Here is a 16,283-nt window from a genome sequence, read left to right on the forward strand (position 1 = left end):
CTTATTCCTCCTTCAAAAGATCGTCTAATTCGTTTGTTAGCGCGTTTATGTCCTCGATTGTTTGATTATCCGATGTGTTGTCGGTGATAATCTGTCTATCCGCTAACTTACCGATTAATTTCGTGTAAATTTCGATAGCCTTCATCGAAGGTTGTTTTCCTCGTATCGACCGCATCAATTGACCATAAACTTCCGCTTGGTGACTCGCTAACATCTCGTCAGCTAATAGACCCATATATTCGATGAACACGGGGTCTTGAGTTCGCCAACGATACAATCCCATACGCGACATGCCTAGTTCTTCAGCTAATTCCGCTTGCGTTTTCTTTGCGCCGTCTTCCGGCATTATTTCATTCATGGCACATGCAAGGGCTGCTTTCCTTTTTTCATACGACAGCTTTGCTTCTAGTTTCTTTTTTAGCGACATTTAACGTCCTCCTTTCGTTACATATACTTCGGCTTCGCTTTAATCACCGTTTTGGCTCGTTTACTGACACTCACCGCCATCTCGAGCGCATCCGGTAGATCATCGTGCCAGTTCGAGCCGTACCGTTCAAACTGTTCGAGTAAAAGCGCTTGACTGCGATGAAATTCGATCTCACCTTTTTCAATCTGCGGCATAAGCGCCTCGATACGTAATGCTTTCCGGGACCTCTGATTGATCTTAGAAACACGTGTAGTTGATGGATATCCTTTTAACGCTAATTCACGTTTGAGGGTGTCAACGAACCATTCTTGTGCGTTTTGAGATTCCGCAGCGATACGGTCCGGCTGATACTCCATGACTTTCTCGACAATTACCTCGAGAAATTTGTCCGGGTGTAGCCGTTCACCATAAGCATCAATAACGTATATTTTTCCAGTCTTTTTATGTTTGGCTACTGTAGCAATCGCGGAAAAGTCGCCTTTCTCTTTCCCCATCGCAAAGTCAATTCCCATATAAATGGCGTATTCTTTATGATTGAGTTTAAAATCCGTCCAATACGAAAAGGACTCCGGTTTAAATATCTGCGAATCCTCGTCAATTGGGTTATTCATAAATTCGGTATTGAACGCTTTTGTACCGATATTGACTTTTTCGATCATCAGCGCAGGCAAAGGGAAGCGTCTAGGCCACAAAACCTCGGCACCTTCGTCCATTTCCTCTTTGTGTTCTTCGTAGAAGCGCATTGCAGCGCGCGCATTCGGGGTAGACATTGTGTCTTCTGATTCCGCCTGCATCATTTCTTCGACTTCTTCGTCGCTTGGTACGTACTCTTTGTAAATACGTTCGAACTCCGCCCACAAGTCGTTTCGTTTCGGCGGCTTGAGGATCGCCGGAAAACTATTCTTAATAAAATCGCGACGTTCGTTCAGTACGTAGTTCAGCAAAGAGTCGAAGTGTACAAGTGTCCCCATGAAAATAAACGCTGTTTTCGTGGGATCACCCGCTGGCATAAGGTCTTGGTTAAGCCAATCCTTCGCCTTTTGGCGCAATTCAGGAGTATTGTTCGAATCAAGCGACTCCAAGTCGTCCAATAAAATTAAATCCGGTCGCTGCGAGCCATTACGGAAACCACGAATCTGTGTTCCGAGGGACGTCGCTTCCATTTTGATTCCAGTAGTTGTAATAAAAGCCGTTTCGGAATCCTTTTCGTTGCGCGTTTTCTGTTCGTACAGGACTTCGCCGAAGTCTTCCCGTAGCTTTTGGTTGTATTTAAGCTGGCCGGCGACCCACTTGATAAATTTGATCGATCCGGCGTTCGTTTCCGAGATAATCAATATCATTCGTCGCTTTTTATAGACGATTTCATGCACCGGAAATCCATTCGATAAGTACGCTGACTTTGCGTGTCCCCTTGAAGCCGCCCATGCGATACGTGCCGTTTTATTACGGTTAGATACTGAGTCGAGAATGGACGATAGCTTCCGGTGAAATTCGGGCGCGTCGTCCATGTCTACTGCGGTCGTCGGTACGAGGTTATCAGGATTGCCGGGGTTCCGAGCTTCCGAAAAGTATTCGTAGAAGAAATACAGCATATCGGTTTCGGCGCGATGAACCCGTTTTAGTTTGATTAATTCGTCGCGATCCTTCCGCATAAGATCGACGTGATATTCGGTATGCTTGCCCGCCTGGATAATATCGCGCAGTTTCTTCAGCCGTTCCGTTACGGCCTCTATCCGCGCTTGCCTTTCTTCACGTTCTAAAAACTTGCCGTTAATAAACGCCAAACTACCACCTCCTTCCCGTCTATTTGCCGTTGACTTACCGAGTTCGATAACGTATAATGAATGTAACTTAAAAATAATTAAAGTACATTGGAGTGAAGACGTATGGCTAACGAAGTTAATCCGATTAAAAGTAAACGCGATTTCAATAAACTAAAAAACGCCCTCAAACCGGGGCGCGACCGTCTGTTATTGCAACTAGGAACGGCTTTTGGACTTCGTATTTCCGACTTACTTTCGCTTAAGATCGGCGATCTTCGCGGCCAAACGTCTCTTAAAATAACCGAGGCCAAGCGCAAGAAAACGCGTGTCATTACGTTCTCGGCATCCGTCATAAAGCTCGTCAATGAACTCGAAGGTGCTGACGATGACTACGTATTTGCCAGCCGAAAGGGCGCTAAGCCGATCAGCCGCGTTCAGGCCTACCGCATTCTTAACGAAGCCGCCGAGCGTGCCGGAATCGCTCAAAAGATCGGCAACATCGGCACTCACACGCTTAGAAAAACGTTCGGCTATCGTCTGTACGAAATGAATATCGCAGTCGACCGGATCATGGCGATTCTCGGTCATTCATCCGAAAAAGATACGCTGAAATACATCGGTATCACAGCCGACGAGATTTCGGTCGCATACGAGAGCATCGCGATTTAAGTCGTGGTGCTTTTTATTTATCTCATTACCTTGGCTGACGTGATTGCGACGCCATCAATAACTATCAACGATTCTTTATCCACATCGACTGTCTCAATCGTTATTAGGCTTAGAGGCGATGGGAATCCGGGCAGCCTGATACCGGGTTCTTTAAATACGATCTTTCCGTTTAATTCGTTCTCTGACGGTTTTTCGTCTAATCCTTCTAAATAAACAACGTCGTCAAACGTTTCAGCTAATGCCCGCAGCGAAGTGGTAACGCCAGCGCATCGTCTGAACATCAATGGACCCGCGTATCTTGTTTCATATGCGCGATAGATAATATCGTTTGTCATCGCTCTTTCGCCGGATCTTTCACCGACCTCATCTTCAATACGTTTGATGTATTCGTTGTATTTACTGCCGTAATTCGAAGCAGCCGCGTCTTGACTACGTAGTTCTGCTAGAGAGCGTACCGTCTCTTTTACTTCGCGCTGTACCGCTTTGAGTCCTTTGATAGCCTCCGAAACATCTACGTCTACCTTTACGTTTAAATCGCCGACTGATTCGCGTTTGTTATCCGCCATTCACGTCATCCCCTTTGTCCGTTTTATTGCTGCGCGTTTAACGCAAGCACAAAAAGACCTCCGGCGCTGACCGGAAGCCTCGTTCTGATTGCGACAATATTACACGCTTTCCGGTACGTATTTTACGTCCCCACCGGCGGAGAATCCTTAGTCGCGTCAGGATATGCGGACGAGGATTTGCACCTCGTATGATCGACATTTCTTCACAACGGGCAGCAGCTTACCTGACTTCCCCTTTACGGTTCCCACGGGTTTAAAACCTCGCCGAGTCGTATTCGATCTTATGTCTAAGCGTCTACCTATTCCGCCACCGCATCCGTTTACTTACCGAAAATGTACTTTAATACTTTTAAGGCCATTCGTATTTTCCGACTGAAAGTTACGCTCGACCCTGCGCAATAAATTACGTGGTCCGTGATATGAAACGCCGTTTTAGACGACTTATCCGTTTTCAAGTCAAAAGCTACGCTGTCTTTCGTTAAAATCAAGTCGCCGTTTCCTGCGATTTTGACAACACCGGATTCTCTCGTATCAATAATCATCTTCCGAACCTCCTTCGAAATCCCACGAAATCAGCGTTTTTCACCGTCCACCCTTACGAATACCCTAGTCGGCTACCAAAACGTCTAATTTCGTGCATTTTACATGTTAAAATCGTTATGCTAGTCCGTACCGTTCACGCAATACTTTCATATCGGCGGTTATTTCCGCTTTGAGTGCGTCGATTGCCGCCGGATCCGCCCCGTCCGTAAGTCGTAGTTGTTTCAGCGTCTCGATTTTCGTCCTTAACGCACTGTTCGTGATCGCGGTTGGGTAATGCGTACCGCAGACGATACAGTCAAAGTACGTTTCGACGACGCCTTTTCGTACGGACCGTTCTTTTAATACGACGGCGGTGCGCTGAGTACATGCGTCGCAGGCGGCGAAGGTCATGGTCGTCCCTCCGTTTCCCATACGACGATATACGCAGCTCCGTCTTCCCCGATACAGAGAGGCGCTCGCTGCGACAGTATTTCCTTATCTCCCGAATCGACCCGATACGTATAAACGACTAATAAGTCGGGGCCCGGTCCTTTTATCGCGATCCTATCCGGTACATATTTCGCGTGCAGGTCCGCTAAAAACTCCGCGGCATTATCTCCGAAGGATTTCCGAAATGAATCGCTAAAAGTGTCCGTTACAAAAACGTTCTCTTCGAGTTGAATACATTCGTCAATATTTGGCGCCATGTGAACGCCTCCTCTCCGTTTAATTAGTGTATTAACCCTCTAGCCCTTCCGAGAAACTTCGGATGATTAACGTACGTCTACGTAGGGTCAGACGATTAACACCCCGAGTTTAAAAAATTGTGCGCAAGTTTAAAGCGTCAGATCCGGCGGTTTTGGCCGGGGCGCTTGGGGGCGGTCGGCTTTCGTTTATTTTTCGCGATTATTATTGAATAACGCATTCATAACGTTGCATAACGAAAGTAACAAAAAGACTTTCTGTTACATTCGTGTTGACCACAAACGTTGGTGTGTCGCCGTTGGTAGTCGTTCGACCAACGCAACTAAACGAATGAACTTTATGCATCGTACCAGCCTCGCCATGCCGCCGTTCGTGCGGGCTACCTATGCCGGCCGTCATGCATACGATCGTGCATAAACGGATTGGCTTCGGCTTTCAACCCCCCCCCCCTGAGTTTTCGGAGGCCTCGTCCGCGGGCGGCGCTTGCTTGATTGCGGAGTTCCTTTCCGGTATATCCACGTCACCCTACCGACCGCCTTCGTACTATATTATATAGACCATCTGTGCCTGCCGTTACATAGCGCCTGTATGACGGTACCCTAAACGCTACCTATCGTCTGCTTACCGTTAGTATGTTACGTAGCGTTACGTCTCTCTATAACGTAAGACAGCATATCCGTATGTTGCACAAGTATATCTACGCAATCCTTAACGATTAGCGACCGGTTATATGTCCGTCCTATTAACGCTATCCTTTCCGTATGTATTTAAGTACAGCGCCCTCGGCTCCGCCTCGTCCGCAAATAAAGACCCGCCGTCCTTCTATATGTATTCTATTGCGTTATCTGCGGAACGGAGTGACGCTAGGTCTTTCCCTAAGAATAAGACAACGTTAACGCCTAAAAACGGCTGTATCCCACGTGGCTCTAAGCGTCAAGGCGGTTTTAGCGTGTTCTGTTTTCGCCACACTGAAAGGCCGTTTTGTTCTGTTTTCGCCACACTGAAACGTCGGCTCCCCGTTTTTAGACGCAAAAAAAAGAGACGCTCGCCCTGAACGTCCCTACTTTTCGTCGCTACCGTCCTCTATTTCGAATAGATCCTCGTACTTCCATCCGCCTGCTTTCATGAGCGCGACGACCTGCCAATCCTCGTGTCGCCCATTCGAATCGAACCGCGAGATAGAACCTTGCGGAACGCCTGACGCTTCCGACAGCCTTGTTTGCGTCCAGCCATCCGCCTTCATTAATTCCTTCAGACGCGGCCGTACGTTTATGCGCTTGCTCATCCGCACCACCTCCGTATTTATATAAGTAATTATACGATATCGAATATTATTTCGCAATATACGTTGACATACGTTATACGATATCGTATAATAAAGGTACAGAAAGGAGGTGCACACGATTGATTGAACTAGCTACTAAAATATCCGTCTTGCTTGCGTCGTGGTTGGCGATCATCAAAACCGCGATGGAAATCAAGGCAATGAAAAAGCGACGGTCTCCCTCCAAGAAGAAACGTCGCAAGTAAACGGACGGGGCGCTAAGCCCCGGTTCAATCAATTATACCACACATGCGCAAAATTAATACGCTTGATACGTTGCTCATTATCGTTTTGATCGCCTGGATAGCGTTCACGGATCACGGTTCAATGCAGCCGATAGACTGCGCAGCCATTGCAACGCTACTGATTTTCGGCTTTACGGTCGCCTTAAAATCGCTAATGAAATAAGACGTCGAGCAGCCGTCCCTGCCTATGACCCTAAGACGCAACTAAGACGGCTCTGACGTACTAAAATCGTGGAGGAATCGCCCAATATGATCGAGTATAACTGCCCGGACTGCTCATTCGCCCGGCTAGACGTAGAAATCGAAACGGCCGCTAAATGTCCGAATTGCGGCGGCCTTCTGAATATCGAGGAGGAGATCGCTTAGTGGACGTAAAATTGACGGCTTTAGGCGATACACAAGCGGCAGTCGATCCGCTACAGCGAGCCGCCGAACTATTTAAAAGAGAACGCGACGATGCGCCAGCCGGTTTTGACTTCGGCTTTAGACTCGCTCTGATAGCGTTCGGATACGATATAAAACTCGAAGGAGATGTTGAATAATGAAACGTTTTATCACGATAACAATCGCGGTGGCACTTATGACGATCGGCTTAACAACGCCGGCCAGCGCAGCATCCATTACGGTTAAGGTTGACGCTCCATACTACACGCCCAAGGCGACTTCAGTAGACGTTGTGGCGTCGAAAAGCGGCGGTAGCCGTGTATATTACACGATGACTTTGCAGCAACAGTACACCGACGGATGGAAGTCGAAGCAATCGTTAAGGGGCGAGTTCGTTAAAAGCACGCCGACCAAACGCTTCTATACAGCAACTATGACAAACGGCCAATATCGAATCAAATTAACGGCTTATAGCAACGCAGCCAAGACGAAGAAAATCGGTACTTACCTATCGAAAGACTTCGCAGTGACTCGGTGGTAGGCGTCTAAAATACGAAGGAGGACGACGATATGAATTTCCGCAGATTCTTGTACGGATGGGCACGTTTCTTAGGCGACGTGAACGCGGTGAAAAAGAACGACGTAGGCGGCCGTATCATGCGACGCAGCGTCGGAAGAGCTTTCGGAAGATTGTTTAAATAAGCGCATAGATACGTTATAATACGAAGGTTGTGAGGTGAAAGACGTGAATAGACCGCAGCCAGGTGATTATGACGTATCTGTCGTTTATGATGTTCGCGAGCTGCCCGACGTTAAGAGCGGACGGTGCGACAATTGCGATACGTCGAAGTTTAACAGTTCGATCAAAGGCGGAGTTTTCCTCCGCAGGTGTTCGAAGTGCGGAATGACTAAACGAATATAGACGCAAAAATAAAGACGCCCTCGTAGGCGTCCTTTTTCGTTTATTTAACGCGCCTTCTTGGCGTGATCATCGAATAACTTTCGCACGGCTACCGTCCATTCCGTTTTAAAGCCTTCGGGTTGGCGGAACAGTAAATCCGGATGCACTAAGTAGCGTACCTCGTTGCGTGTTCCGGTGACTAATACGGCTCCTACGCCTTGCAGACGCCCCATGATTTTCGAAACGGTCGATGCATCGTGTCCGATTAGGTCAGCCAACGTTTCGCGTCCGATATATTCAATGTCCGTCTTTTCTGCGTTAGGATCAGCGCAAAGGTAATATTCGCTATAATGAAAGAACGGAATGATCTTATACAGCATGCCGATTTCGTTTAGGCGCAGATTAGCGATGGTCTGCCGCGCTTTAACCGTATAGACTTTCGTAAATACTTCGTTTTTGATGCGTCCACCCATCGTATGAAAGCGGCTGCTAACGTAAATGCCATCGTCTTTTAGCTCGATCAGTCCGAGTTCAGCCAAGCGGCCGACCAACGCATTAGCATTCGAGCGGCTTCGATCAAGCAAACGCGCTATGTCCGACTTATTCATCGGGTCTCCGGCTGCACCTTTTACGAGCTTGCCGTCGCTTTTGATACGTAGCTGAAGCATGATTTTAACCATCGCGCCGGCTTCCGTAAGTGATAGGTCGCGAATAATAGCGCTGAGTGTATCGTTATAAGATACGATGTAATTGCGACCATGATGAAAACGTTTCTTTGGCGCTAATGTCGCTCGCAAGCGTGCCTTTTCGAGTTCTTCCGGCGTTCTAATGACGGCTTTTATGGTATCCGGTACAAATACGCCGAGTTCTCCGTCCTCATTTACTACGCGATCATACTTCATCATACCGCCCCTTTTCGTATTTATCGCAAAACAAAAGACGCCTATTGAGCGTCTGACCTTACCGTTTTGATGCCGGTTGCTATATTTACGGTGAACTGCCCGCTTGACTTTCCGTTGACGAAATCGTTGTATCGTTTGCGAGCCGTTTTATTACGCGCTTTTGCGAGACGGTCCGTGAATAGATTATCGTACGGTGACCGAGTGCGTCGTTTAGGTACTCCGCGATTAGTGCCGGTGATGTCGTATTCTTCGGCCATCTTGTCGGATGCTTCGCCAGTCTTGCGTGTCTTTTCCATACGCTCAGACATGATCGGATATTCTTCGGCTGTCATTTTATTGCGGCGTGTGTCCGAAAGTTCTTCGTATAAGATTAAGTCGGATAGCCGTTCCAGTGCGTTTTCAGGCGGTGTGCCGTCGTATTTCGCGATCAAAGCGCTAATTGCTGCGATACGTTCTTCTCGCTCTAAAGCACCGGTTTTTGTGTGTTCATATAGAGCCGTAATGGCTTCGTGTAGTTCTTCCTTCGTCAATTAGGCGCCCTCCCTTTTCGGTATTAAGATGTAGCCGCATTTTTCACAGCCGTATACTACCTTATTAGACCGATCCTCCAATTCGGCGATGGCTATCGGGTAGTAATGATGCGCGCATAGAAGCTGTTTCGTACGGGACGCGATACTGACCTTAAGCATCAAACCGCCCCTTTCACAGTTCCGTATCCTTCGCCGTGTGACGCCCAATAATAGTAGATATCGACGATCTTATTTACCGCAGCATTAATCGCATAATCTACGGCCTGCTGCGTAATGCCGAGCGCCGCGCCCGCCTGTGTTTGCGATAGGTCATCGAAATAGACCAGACGCAGGGCTTCGTATTGCTTTCCGGTCAGTGCCGCCAATTCAATAGCGCGGTTCAGGTCGATTAGAATATCGCAAGCAGCCATGTCGCCTAAGAATCTCCGCTGTCTGAGCGTTGTATAATCGGCTAGTAGCGCTTTGACGCCGTCAGATCCGTCGAGCTTGTACTGCGTTTCATAGCGCAGATGTTGGTCGGGCTTGTTCGTTGATGCGCCCAATAAAACCGCCTCCTCCGTTTGCTTTCCGTTGGTATATCGTCTATAATGGTCTTATAAAATAAGCGAGGTGTATCTGCATGGCCTTAGAATGGATTTCCGCGGTAAATAATACCGCCTACATAACGTTGGATAGTCAGAAGCGTATCTTCGTCAATAAAGGCGCGAAGGAGTTAATCGGTATCCCGCCGAATAGTCCCTTCCAGCTAACGATTGGTTACGACGCAGAAGCTAAGTGCTTAGTCGCGGCCAAGCCGGAAATGGTAAGAGCCGACGTGAAGCCGTTCAAATTTAGTAAAGACGCCTATAGTTGGTCGGCAGCCCGTGTTTTACAGCACGCCGGCCTAGACGATCAAGAACTTCCGTTGCGTTTCTTTTTGATCGGTGATGGCGAGGCGTCTAAGCAGCCGCATCTAGCCTATCCGAAAGGTACCTACGCGTTCTCTTTAAGTTGATCGGCCATAATCTCGTCTAGTCGCGCATATAGGTCGTCGAGCGAACCGTCATTTACGATTTCATAATCGACTTCAAAGCCGTCAAGCGCCGTTTCTGTCGGATGGTTTAAGTCGGCTGCCTTGAACTTGTCACCGCGTCGTTTGGCGCGATCAATGCGTGTTTCGCACGGTGCCGTAATGCGGAGAATCTTAAACCCTTCCGCCTTGGCTCGTTCGTATTCAGCCGGCTTCCGAATGTCCGTGATCAATATGCGGCTATCTCGGCAGCAGCGCAGCTTATCGTGGTCTTCAATGCGGCGGAACAAATAATCGACCCATACGTCTTTAGCGCCAGGTACGTCTAATTCGGTGATTCCGTTAATGAAATCACGCATAGGCTGGCGCTGTTTGGCGTCGCCACGTAATTCCGGAAACAGTTCGTAGAAGAGCGCCTTACCTTTTGCGGAAAACGTGAACGGAAAGAATTCGTACATGGCTACGAGATAATCGACGGCTACGTCCTTACCGGCGCCTAGCTTACCCGTGATTGCGAGTTTCATAGGTCGGCCTTCTTTAAGGCGATGATGACTTCCGCGATAAAGGCACCGGATAGCTCCGTTTTACCACCGATATCTGCCGCCACCTTTGCGATCTGTTCGCCTAGACGGACTTTATCTTCGTGGAGGGCGTTGATTTCCGCTTGATGGCGGGCTACGGTACGTTTTAATTCCGCCACCTCTGCGCCTAGATTGGCAAGGACGGTGATGACGTCTGATTCTTGCGGTTCCTCTTCCTCGCGATCATCGGTGACTGGCGTTAGTTTGTACGTTACGCCTCCACCGGAAATAATAGGAACATGCGACGCAGTCCACGGCTCGATATTGACAGGGTTCCCGCCGATTTCCATAGTGAATTTAATCGCGTCCTTTTCCGGATCTTCTAAACGGTAGCGCTCACCGTCAATGTGGACGATGTCGGTCGGTTCGAGTACGTGGTAATTTTCGTGGTTAATTAGCCAGATTTCGTTATCAATGTTGCTTTCAAATCTAGCGCGTGCGCAGTTGCCGCCTAAACAATGGACAACACCATACTCATCTTTCCGGTAAAAACCGCCCCCGTCTACTAATGTATAAATCTTCTCGCCAACCTCCGCGTTTCTATCCACCGCAACATATTCACGATCAACGCCGAGCTTTTCGTCCTTTAATACGTGCATCATTCTGCCGCCTCCCTTTTATCTCCGTAAATTACGTCTTTTCTAACGTTGACTAATTTCGCCTTACAACATCGGGTTTTACACCGCTCATGCTTCTGTAATACCGACATTGTTTCCGTGTAGGCGCTTTTTCCGCATTTTTCGCAATTAAACCGAACGATAGGTCCATATAAAATCGGAACTCCTGTTGAACTGACGCCGTGCTTTTTCAGCTCCGCTTCAAACTCTACACACCCGTCTCTGTAAGGTCGTCCTGATGAATAAAGCGCGTAGTGTATTAATTCGTGGTGTAAAACGTCGATAACTTCCGATCTGCTAGCATAATCCATCAACTTTCCATTAATTTCGATGTCTAAGGCGCCTTCCTTAACGCTGCTTTGAAACCAGCCGAGTGTATTTCGTAATCGATTATTGCGTTTAATTGGAATACCGAGTTTCATGTCGTAGTTCTCCGCTAGAAACCGTTCCGCTTCCGTTATTAGTTCCTCGACTGATACCGCCATAGATAGCGCCTCCCTATTTCGTAATGATCTCCGCTTTCAGCCGTTGACGCCCGAAGCTACGCGCCTCGGCAATGCCCGCAACGTACAGGTCGATATGTCCTTCCGTAATTGCGCCGCCTCGGTCCTCGCAAGTCCTGACGCCGATGCCTTCGATGTTCAGCCGTGTCCCAAACGCCATTGAAGGCGGGCAAGCAATCGTATGGCCGGTCTTGGTGCGTGTGCCGCTTGCCGTGATGCCATAGTCGGGGTCGCCGGCTGACTTGCCCGTAGACTCGGCACCGTTTGTGTACGCAGTCACTTCGTATGTTTGCGCTAGTTTTGGCGCTTTCTGCTTGCGTTTAACTACGTGCTTCGTCGGCTTCTTAAGCGACTTTACTTCGCCCTCTAACGTCTTGATGCGTTGGTTAGCTCGTTGTAAGGCCGCTTGATCAGCCGTTAAAATGGGCGCTGGATTTTCCGCCGCTGGTTGCTGCGTACATAATAAGCCGCACGCGATCGTAAGTTCCGTTATGAATCCGATACAAACACCTCCAGGAAAGTCGAATATCAATAGGTAACGTAGGATACTAGAGCGTCTAGAAACGATTCATTTAATTCACGCATCCGATACATTATCCAATCTATACCTACACCTCTCCTATATAGTTTTAAAAATTTATAGAAATCATCATCCGATAGCTCCAATCGGTACTTGTTCGCACAATCTCTGACTTTTTCAAACTCCCATTGAGACTTACCGCCTGTTACGTATTCTTCCGCAATATGGTCGTACGGTATTACGTATTTCATCACGACACACCCTCGAAGAATTGCGCAGTCCACGGCTCGACTTCGGTTACGGCACGGCGTAAGGCTTCGGCTAGATCGGCGATTTCCGCCTGTGCGCCGTTACCTTTCCGTCTTTTAGCGTAGAAGTCTAGTAGAGCGCGTAGGTTGACGGTCATTACGAGATTGGTAGACGCGGCTTGCGGTAGGACGGCTCTCGCATCTTCTGCCGGAATTCCAAACTTTCTAAGTTCGTCATACATGCGTTGAATTTCCTGCATAGCGACCTTGAACGCATCTTCTGCGGTACATAAATCCTCATCCGCAAAATACGATAACTTTTTCGAGCAGGACTTAACCTTTTCCGGAACGACGTAATCGAATCCGCCCGACCTATCATCGCTCCCTAATCGTACATAACGCTGTGATTGGACGCTGAAGCTAAAGCCGGCGCGGTGCCGTGTTAACTGCGCCAATAAAGCGCGGCTGACGCCTTCGATCGCAAAGGTGAACGTTAGGTGTTCGAGGGTCGACGTATGTTTCGATGCGACGATCTGTCGGAATAGTCGGTCGGCGTCAGTGCCTAAGCCGCCGTCTGATGCGCTGTTGCCGAAATACTTGGCGCCTTCTTTGGCTACGATTTCGGACGGTTTGTTTGCGCTGTAGCACGTTCTAATCGAAGATAAGGCGACCGCTTGGCCGTCGGTTGCTTCGTAATCATCGAAATGGTTGCCGTCACATCGACCGAGAATAGCATCGTAGTTTCCGTGGTCTAGTGATCGATAGAATTTATCGCTTAGTTGCGTATGTGCGAGTAACTTCACGTTCATTTTGGTTTCCGCCATTTATTCGTCCTCCATTCGTTTCAAGGCTTCGTAGTTATTTACGAGGGTCTCTTTTAACATTACTTCGCGCATTTTCTCAACCGTCGTCACTCGGAATGTCGCTTCATCTTTTCCGTACATTTCGCAATAAACGACCCAATCACGAAATAAGTCGTTTATATAGGGAAGATCGCCTTTTCCGTAAAGTTTTCCGTTTAAGAAGCACGCGTAGATTTGCGTCATTTATTGGCCGCCTCCTTGACCGTCTTCGCAATCCTTCTATACTTCCGCTTTGCTTCGTTTCTACTAACGTTTTCGTAATATACGATCATTTCGGCGACGGCTCGTTCTAATGAATCGTATTCCTCTTCGTTTATCCATCCGAGGTTTACCCATAATCCGCTAACGTTTTTATTAGCCCAACGTAAGGTCGTCTTGATCGGCGTTCTATAAACGATTGCACGTAACGCAATGAAATCGACTGCGTATTCCGAAATCAGTTCGAAACGTTCGGTATGAACAAACGTCTTCCCGCTTTTTCTCAGTGGCAACTTCGTCATTTCCCGACCCCGCTACTCCCGAAGCCGCCCGCACCTCGTTCCGTTTCTTCCAACGCATCCACAACCGTAAAGGTCGCTTGCTCTACTGGTTTAATGACCGCTTGGGCAATGCGATCTCCTTTGCGGATCTTAATTATGGCGTTATTATTGAAAACGCCAAGTTTCGAAGCTGATCCGTCTATATGTGTAATAGGGTACGTTTTATCAACGTCCACAACGCCTCTATCTGCGGTGTTTTTCGCAATATTATCCACGATCACGCCGACCTCACCCGCGTATCCGCTATCTACCGTACCTAATTGAACGCGTAGATGCGTCTTCAGCGTAATACCCGAACGCGGCCTAATCTGCATTTCGTAGCCGGGCGGAATCTCGAACGCGAGGCCAGTTGGCACAAGCGCCGTCTCGCCCGGCTCGATAATAACGTCTTCCGCCGCGTATAGATCGAAGCAGGCGTCCGTCGAATGTGCGTATGTTGGCGTAGTTGCGTCGGCTGATAGCCGTTTAATATTTACGTTCACTGCGATTCCTCCAATTGTTCGAAATCGACTGATTCCGAGTAATGTCCGTTTGATGATCCGAACCAACGAATGGTAACGTCGCCTTTGATGGTCGCAAACTTATAAAAAGTCCACGTATATGATCCGTGATGATCTTCTTCCGGCGGCTCTTCTTCGCTTGTTACTTCCTCCGCCATCAGCAACGGATGACCGATTAAATCGGAAAGGTCTCCGCAAATATCGTTTATATGGACGTCCTCGCAACAGTTCTGATAATGATACATGCGGTACTCTTTTCCGCATTCTGTATCGAAAAATATTTCGTCGTCTCCGCTCTGCGTGACCTCAACAAGCGTCTTACCGAGTAGGTCGGATACTTCTGCATCAATAGCGCTCATCTACTCGCCCTCCTTTTGGAAACTTGCACCGGCTAGAATTCCGGCGAACAACGTAAGAAGAACGAGGATAGACTCGATGATTGACGGTTTAGCTATGTCTAGATACTGCGCGAATAATACTACGACAGCTATCGAAGTTTGTGCCTTCATCTACTCGCCCCCCCCTTTTTTTTTCGTATAACCACACGTCCGAATGCCTAACTACCCGGGTCTCTCGTTTATTCACGCTACCGAACGGAATTAAAACAATATTCCCGCCCGCATTGTACCCGACTACTGCGTACAATTTACCGCCCTCATACGGACATCTGACTAATTGACCTCGATTAAACTTTGTCAACTTTTCTCCGCCTTCTTACCGTCCTCAAACGGTAGCGTCATTACGTATAGTAAGAACGGCACACCCGCCGCCACGAACCACCAAAAGCCCGCTGCATGTGCGTACCAAAAGGCCGGCACGATTGACGCTATAAGCAAAGCGCCTCGGTTAATCGTCTGTCGCATACGATCAGCTCCTTCGCGTTGTATCTACGTAATAATACCCGCGGCTTAGAATAGCCGCGCAATATAAGCCGAATTTATTCTGCTTTCATTAATAACTGCGTATAAACTTTTCGTATTGGACATTAATCGGCAGGAAAATAAAAATCTTCGTCTTTAAGTTCCTCGACCGTCGCCTTTTTATATCCGTTCCCTTGCATTGAGAAGAAGTCATGTGCCTTCGTCTTCGTACTCAACCCGTTAATCACGATCGGATTGACCAGTTCATCCGGAAAATACGCCTCAAAACCGAGATTCATAAGCGCCTTATTCGCGTTGTATCGAACGAATGCCTTAACGTCATGCGCCAATCCGACCGCTCCATATACATCGTCTGTATATGCGACCTCGTTTTCGTATAGATCCGATAACAAACCGACAGCCCACTCGTGTAAGCCCGCTTTCACGCCGTCTGTTTGACGATTATAAATTTCCTGCGCAAGCAAACCGACATAGACGCCGTGGATCGCTTCATCACGAATAATTAAGTTGATGATCTCACCGCTCTGCATCATACGGCCCTGCCCGTAGAAATACAACGGATAATAAAAACCGCTATAGAATAGGAAACTTTCGAGGTACACCGAAGCCACCATCGCTTTGTACAACGAAATGTCGTCGCCTTCCTTAATACCGCGATAAAGGTCGGTGATCAGCTTCGCTTTGCGCTGCAAATACCGATTCTCTTTAACCCATTCGAAGACGGCCGTAATCGTTTCCGAAGGCGCCAGCGTTAGAAAGATATTCGAATAGGACTTCGCATGGACTGCGTTCTCCATCATCGCCATGAAATTAAGGACGGCCTTGCGTTGGTGACCGTCTACGTGCGCCATGATCGCAGGCATTCCGGTATTTCCTTGCTCCGTATCTAGCAGCGTCAGGCCGGCGAGTACTTTCATATACGTATCGCGTTCGGCTGGTTTTAGTTCGTGCCATGCGAGAAGATCGCCATTAAGCGAAATCTCCTCCGGCAGCCAAAACTGCTTAACGTTCTGATCGTAGAACATGGCCGTGAAATTATCGTCTGATTGCGACCAGTTAGCCGCTGTGAATGTCGTCAATTATT

27 protein-coding genes are annotated in these 16,283 nt (G+C 48.1%); 7 read left to right on the forward strand and 20 right to left on the reverse strand.

What is annotated here, in order from left to right; translation table 11 throughout:
* Window position 1: 1 nt before the first annotated feature.
* Window positions 2–427, reverse strand: a complete 426-nt coding sequence (locus tag NSQ72_RS15775; protein WP_099496794.1) for a phBC6A51 family helix-turn-helix protein — start codon at window positions 425–427, stop codon at window positions 2–4.
* 17 nt (window positions 428–444) lie between these two features.
* Window positions 445–2,211, reverse strand: a complete 1,767-nt coding sequence (gene terL / locus NSQ72_RS15780; protein WP_341084536.1) for a phage terminase large subunit — start codon at window positions 2,209–2,211, stop codon at window positions 445–447.
* A 102-nt stretch (window positions 2,212–2,313) separates the two neighbouring features.
* Between terL and NSQ72_RS15785 the strand changes: the two genes are divergently transcribed.
* Window positions 2,314–2,859: a tyrosine-type recombinase/integrase gene (locus tag NSQ72_RS15785; protein ID WP_341084538.1), complete on the forward strand. Its 546-nt coding sequence runs from the start codon at window positions 2,314–2,316 to the stop codon at window positions 2,857–2,859.
* 17 nt (window positions 2,860–2,876) lie between these two features.
* Here NSQ72_RS15785 and NSQ72_RS15790 read toward each other — a convergent pair whose 3' ends face one another.
* The 5 genes from NSQ72_RS15790 to NSQ72_RS15810 form a co-directional block, all read right to left on the reverse strand.
* The gene (locus NSQ72_RS15790) at window positions 2,877–3,425 is read right to left on the reverse strand and encodes a hypothetical protein (protein WP_341084541.1); all 549 of its coding nucleotides are present in this window, start codon (window positions 3,423–3,425) and stop codon (window positions 2,877–2,879) included.
* 320 nt (window positions 3,426–3,745) lie between these two features.
* Window positions 3,746–3,967, reverse strand: coding sequence for a hypothetical protein (locus NSQ72_RS15795; protein ID WP_341084544.1), 222 nt, complete (start codon window positions 3,965–3,967; stop codon window positions 3,746–3,748).
* Between the two features lie 115 nt (window positions 3,968–4,082).
* Window positions 4,083–4,358 carry a hypothetical protein gene (locus NSQ72_RS15800; RefSeq protein ID WP_341084547.1) on the reverse strand — a complete coding sequence of 92 codons (276 nt, stop codon included), beginning with the start codon at window positions 4,356–4,358 and terminating at the stop codon, window positions 4,083–4,085.
* Window positions 4,355–4,654, reverse strand: coding sequence for a hypothetical protein (locus NSQ72_RS15805; RefSeq protein ID WP_341084548.1), 300 nt, complete (start codon window positions 4,652–4,654; stop codon window positions 4,355–4,357). Before NSQ72_RS15805 ends, NSQ72_RS15800 begins: the two co-directional genes overlap by 4 nt.
* Window positions 4,655–5,712: 1,058 nt before the next feature.
* Window positions 5,713–5,937: a helix-turn-helix domain-containing protein gene (locus NSQ72_RS15810; protein ID WP_144482279.1), complete on the reverse strand. Its 225-nt coding sequence runs from the start codon at window positions 5,935–5,937 to the stop codon at window positions 5,713–5,715.
* Between the two features lie 119 nt (window positions 5,938–6,056).
* On the opposite strand from NSQ72_RS15810, the gene NSQ72_RS15815 reads away from it, so the two are divergent.
* From NSQ72_RS15815 to NSQ72_RS15835, 5 genes are all read left to right on the forward strand, one after another.
* Entirely contained in the window at window positions 6,057–6,182 is a 126-nt protein-coding gene (locus tag NSQ72_RS15815; protein ID WP_254965504.1) for a hypothetical protein, read from the forward strand.
* A 404-nt stretch (window positions 6,183–6,586) separates the two neighbouring features.
* Window positions 6,587–6,763, forward strand: coding sequence for a hypothetical protein (locus tag NSQ72_RS15820; protein ID WP_341084552.1), 177 nt, complete (start codon window positions 6,587–6,589; stop codon window positions 6,761–6,763).
* Window positions 6,763–7,146, forward strand: coding sequence for a hypothetical protein (locus tag NSQ72_RS15825; RefSeq protein ID WP_341084553.1), 384 nt, complete (start codon window positions 6,763–6,765; stop codon window positions 7,144–7,146). Before NSQ72_RS15820 ends, NSQ72_RS15825 begins: the two co-directional genes overlap by 1 nt.
* Window positions 7,147–7,175: 29 nt before the next feature.
* The gene (locus tag NSQ72_RS15830; protein ID WP_340968137.1) at window positions 7,176–7,307 is read left to right on the forward strand and encodes a hypothetical protein; all 132 of its coding nucleotides are present in this window, start codon (window positions 7,176–7,178) and stop codon (window positions 7,305–7,307) included.
* Between the two features lie 43 nt (window positions 7,308–7,350).
* Window positions 7,351–7,527, forward strand: a complete 177-nt coding sequence (locus NSQ72_RS15835) for a hypothetical protein (protein ID WP_445285755.1) — start codon at window positions 7,351–7,353, stop codon at window positions 7,525–7,527.
* 44 nt (window positions 7,528–7,571) lie between these two features.
* Here the strand turns inward: NSQ72_RS15835 and NSQ72_RS15840 are convergent, their stop codons facing one another.
* The 3 genes from NSQ72_RS15840 to NSQ72_RS15850 form a co-directional block, all read right to left on the reverse strand.
* Entirely contained in the window at window positions 7,572–8,408 is an 837-nt protein-coding gene (locus NSQ72_RS15840) for a MarR family transcriptional regulator (RefSeq protein WP_341084556.1), read from the reverse strand.
* 41 nt (window positions 8,409–8,449) lie between these two features.
* Entirely contained in the window at window positions 8,450–8,938 is a 489-nt protein-coding gene (locus tag NSQ72_RS15845) for a hypothetical protein (protein WP_341084558.1), read from the reverse strand.
* 158 nt (window positions 8,939–9,096) lie between these two features.
* Window positions 9,097–9,480: a sigma factor-like helix-turn-helix DNA-binding protein gene (locus NSQ72_RS15850; RefSeq protein ID WP_341084559.1), complete on the reverse strand. Its 384-nt coding sequence runs from the start codon at window positions 9,478–9,480 to the stop codon at window positions 9,097–9,099.
* A gap of 77 nt (window positions 9,481–9,557) precedes the next feature.
* On the opposite strand from NSQ72_RS15850, the gene NSQ72_RS15855 reads away from it, so the two are divergent.
* Window positions 9,558–9,932, forward strand: a complete 375-nt coding sequence (locus tag NSQ72_RS15855; RefSeq protein ID WP_341084561.1) for a hypothetical protein — start codon at window positions 9,558–9,560, stop codon at window positions 9,930–9,932.
* Here NSQ72_RS15855 and NSQ72_RS15860 read toward each other — a convergent pair.
* From NSQ72_RS15860 to nrdF, 10 genes are all read right to left on the reverse strand, one after another.
* Entirely contained in the window at window positions 9,911–10,471 is a 561-nt protein-coding gene (locus NSQ72_RS15860) for a dephospho-CoA kinase (RefSeq protein WP_341084563.1), read from the reverse strand. The two genes, NSQ72_RS15855 and NSQ72_RS15860, sit on opposite strands and share 22 nt — an antisense overlap.
* A complete protein-coding gene (locus NSQ72_RS15865; protein ID WP_341084564.1) occupies window positions 10,468–11,130 on the reverse strand; it encodes a hypothetical protein in 663 nt (220 codons plus the stop codon). Before NSQ72_RS15865 ends, NSQ72_RS15860 begins: the two co-directional genes overlap by 4 nt.
* Window positions 11,127–11,630 carry a SprT-like domain-containing protein gene (locus NSQ72_RS15870; RefSeq protein WP_341084565.1) on the reverse strand — a complete coding sequence of 168 codons (504 nt, stop codon included), beginning with the start codon at window positions 11,628–11,630 and terminating at the stop codon, window positions 11,127–11,129. The genes NSQ72_RS15865 and NSQ72_RS15870 overlap by 4 nt, the downstream gene beginning before the upstream one ends.
* 13 nt (window positions 11,631–11,643) lie before the next feature.
* Complete coding sequence (locus NSQ72_RS19370) at window positions 11,644–11,928, reverse strand: 3D domain-containing protein (protein WP_445285756.1); 285 nt, start codon at window positions 11,926–11,928, stop codon at window positions 11,644–11,646.
* A gap of 490 nt (window positions 11,929–12,418) precedes the next feature.
* Window positions 12,419–13,225 (reverse strand): FAD-dependent thymidylate synthase, encoded by an 807-nt coding sequence (thyX, locus tag NSQ72_RS15875; RefSeq protein ID WP_445285757.1) that lies wholly within the window; start codon window positions 13,223–13,225, stop codon window positions 12,419–12,421.
* A gap of 15 nt (window positions 13,226–13,240) precedes the next feature.
* Entirely contained in the window at window positions 13,241–13,462 is a 222-nt protein-coding gene (locus tag NSQ72_RS15880; protein WP_341084568.1) for a hypothetical protein, read from the reverse strand.
* Entirely contained in the window at window positions 13,459–13,779 is a 321-nt protein-coding gene (locus NSQ72_RS15885; RefSeq protein WP_341084570.1) for a hypothetical protein, read from the reverse strand. The genes NSQ72_RS15880 and NSQ72_RS15885 overlap by 4 nt, the downstream gene beginning before the upstream one ends.
* Window positions 13,776–14,300: a dUTP diphosphatase gene (locus tag NSQ72_RS15890; RefSeq protein WP_341084571.1), complete on the reverse strand. Its 525-nt coding sequence runs from the start codon at window positions 14,298–14,300 to the stop codon at window positions 13,776–13,778. The genes NSQ72_RS15885 and NSQ72_RS15890 overlap by 4 nt, the downstream gene beginning before the upstream one ends.
* Entirely contained in the window at window positions 14,297–14,677 is a 381-nt protein-coding gene (locus tag NSQ72_RS15895) for a DUF7448 domain-containing protein (RefSeq protein WP_341084572.1), read from the reverse strand. The genes NSQ72_RS15890 and NSQ72_RS15895 overlap by 4 nt, the downstream gene beginning before the upstream one ends.
* A gap of 626 nt (window positions 14,678–15,303) precedes the next feature.
* Complete coding sequence (nrdF, locus tag NSQ72_RS15900; RefSeq protein ID WP_341084573.1) at window positions 15,304–16,278, reverse strand: class 1b ribonucleoside-diphosphate reductase subunit beta; 975 nt, start codon at window positions 16,276–16,278, stop codon at window positions 15,304–15,306.
* Between the last annotated feature and the right edge of the window lie 5 nt (window positions 16,279–16,283).

Origin of the sequence: Bacillus sp. FSL R5-0659, from assembly GCF_038008785.1 — a bacterium.
In the GTDB taxonomy this organism is placed as follows: domain Bacteria; phylum Bacillota; class Bacilli; order Bacillales; family Bacillaceae; genus Bacillus; species Bacillus safensis.

Coding starts and splice junctions, on each gene's coding strand:
- NSQ72_RS15855 (WP_341084561.1), top strand. CDS start 9,558: ATGGCCTTAGAATGGATTTCCGCGGTAAATAATACCGCCTACATAACG.
- NSQ72_RS15800 (WP_341084547.1), bottom strand. CDS start 4,358: ATGACCTTCGCCGCCTGCGACGCATGTACTCAGCGCACCGCCGTCGTA.
- NSQ72_RS15805 (WP_341084548.1), bottom strand. CDS start 4,654: ATGGCGCCAAATATTGACGAATGTATTCAACTCGAAGAGAACGTTTTT.
- NSQ72_RS15795 (WP_341084544.1), bottom strand. CDS start 3,967: ATGATTATTGATACGAGAGAATCCGGTGTTGTCAAAATCGCAGGAAAC.
- NSQ72_RS15830 (WP_340968137.1), top strand. CDS start 7,176: ATGAATTTCCGCAGATTCTTGTACGGATGGGCACGTTTCTTAGGCGAC.
- NSQ72_RS15810 (WP_144482279.1), bottom strand. CDS start 5,937: ATGAGCAAGCGCATAAACGTACGGCCGCGTCTGAAGGAATTAATGAAG.
- NSQ72_RS15825 (WP_341084553.1), top strand. CDS start 6,763: ATGAAACGTTTTATCACGATAACAATCGCGGTGGCACTTATGACGATC.
- NSQ72_RS15870 (WP_341084565.1), bottom strand. CDS start 11,630: ATGGCGGTATCAGTCGAGGAACTAATAACGGAAGCGGAACGGTTTCTA.
- NSQ72_RS15885 (WP_341084570.1), bottom strand. CDS start 13,779: ATGACGAAGTTGCCACTGAGAAAAAGCGGGAAGACGTTTGTTCATACC.
- NSQ72_RS15895 (WP_341084572.1), bottom strand. CDS start 14,677: ATGAGCGCTATTGATGCAGAAGTATCCGACCTACTCGGTAAGACGCTT.
- NSQ72_RS15775 (WP_099496794.1), bottom strand. CDS start 427: ATGTCGCTAAAAAAGAAACTAGAAGCAAAGCTGTCGTATGAAAAAAGG.
- NSQ72_RS15785 (WP_341084538.1), top strand. CDS start 2,314: ATGGCTAACGAAGTTAATCCGATTAAAAGTAAACGCGATTTCAATAAA.
- NSQ72_RS15860 (WP_341084563.1), bottom strand. CDS start 10,471: ATGAAACTCGCAATCACGGGTAAGCTAGGCGCCGGTAAGGACGTAGCC.
- NSQ72_RS15880 (WP_341084568.1), bottom strand. CDS start 13,462: ATGACGCAAATCTACGCGTGCTTCTTAAACGGAAAACTTTACGGAAAA.
- NSQ72_RS15840 (WP_341084556.1), bottom strand. CDS start 8,408: ATGAAGTATGATCGCGTAGTAAATGAGGACGGAGAACTCGGCGTATTT.
- thyX (WP_445285757.1), bottom strand. CDS start 13,225: ATGAACGTGAAGTTACTCGCACATACGCAACTAAGCGATAAATTCTAT.
- NSQ72_RS15865 (WP_341084564.1), bottom strand. CDS start 11,130: ATGATGCACGTATTAAAGGACGAAAAGCTCGGCGTTGATCGTGAATAT.
- NSQ72_RS15790 (WP_341084541.1), bottom strand. CDS start 3,425: ATGGCGGATAACAAACGCGAATCAGTCGGCGATTTAAACGTAAAGGTA.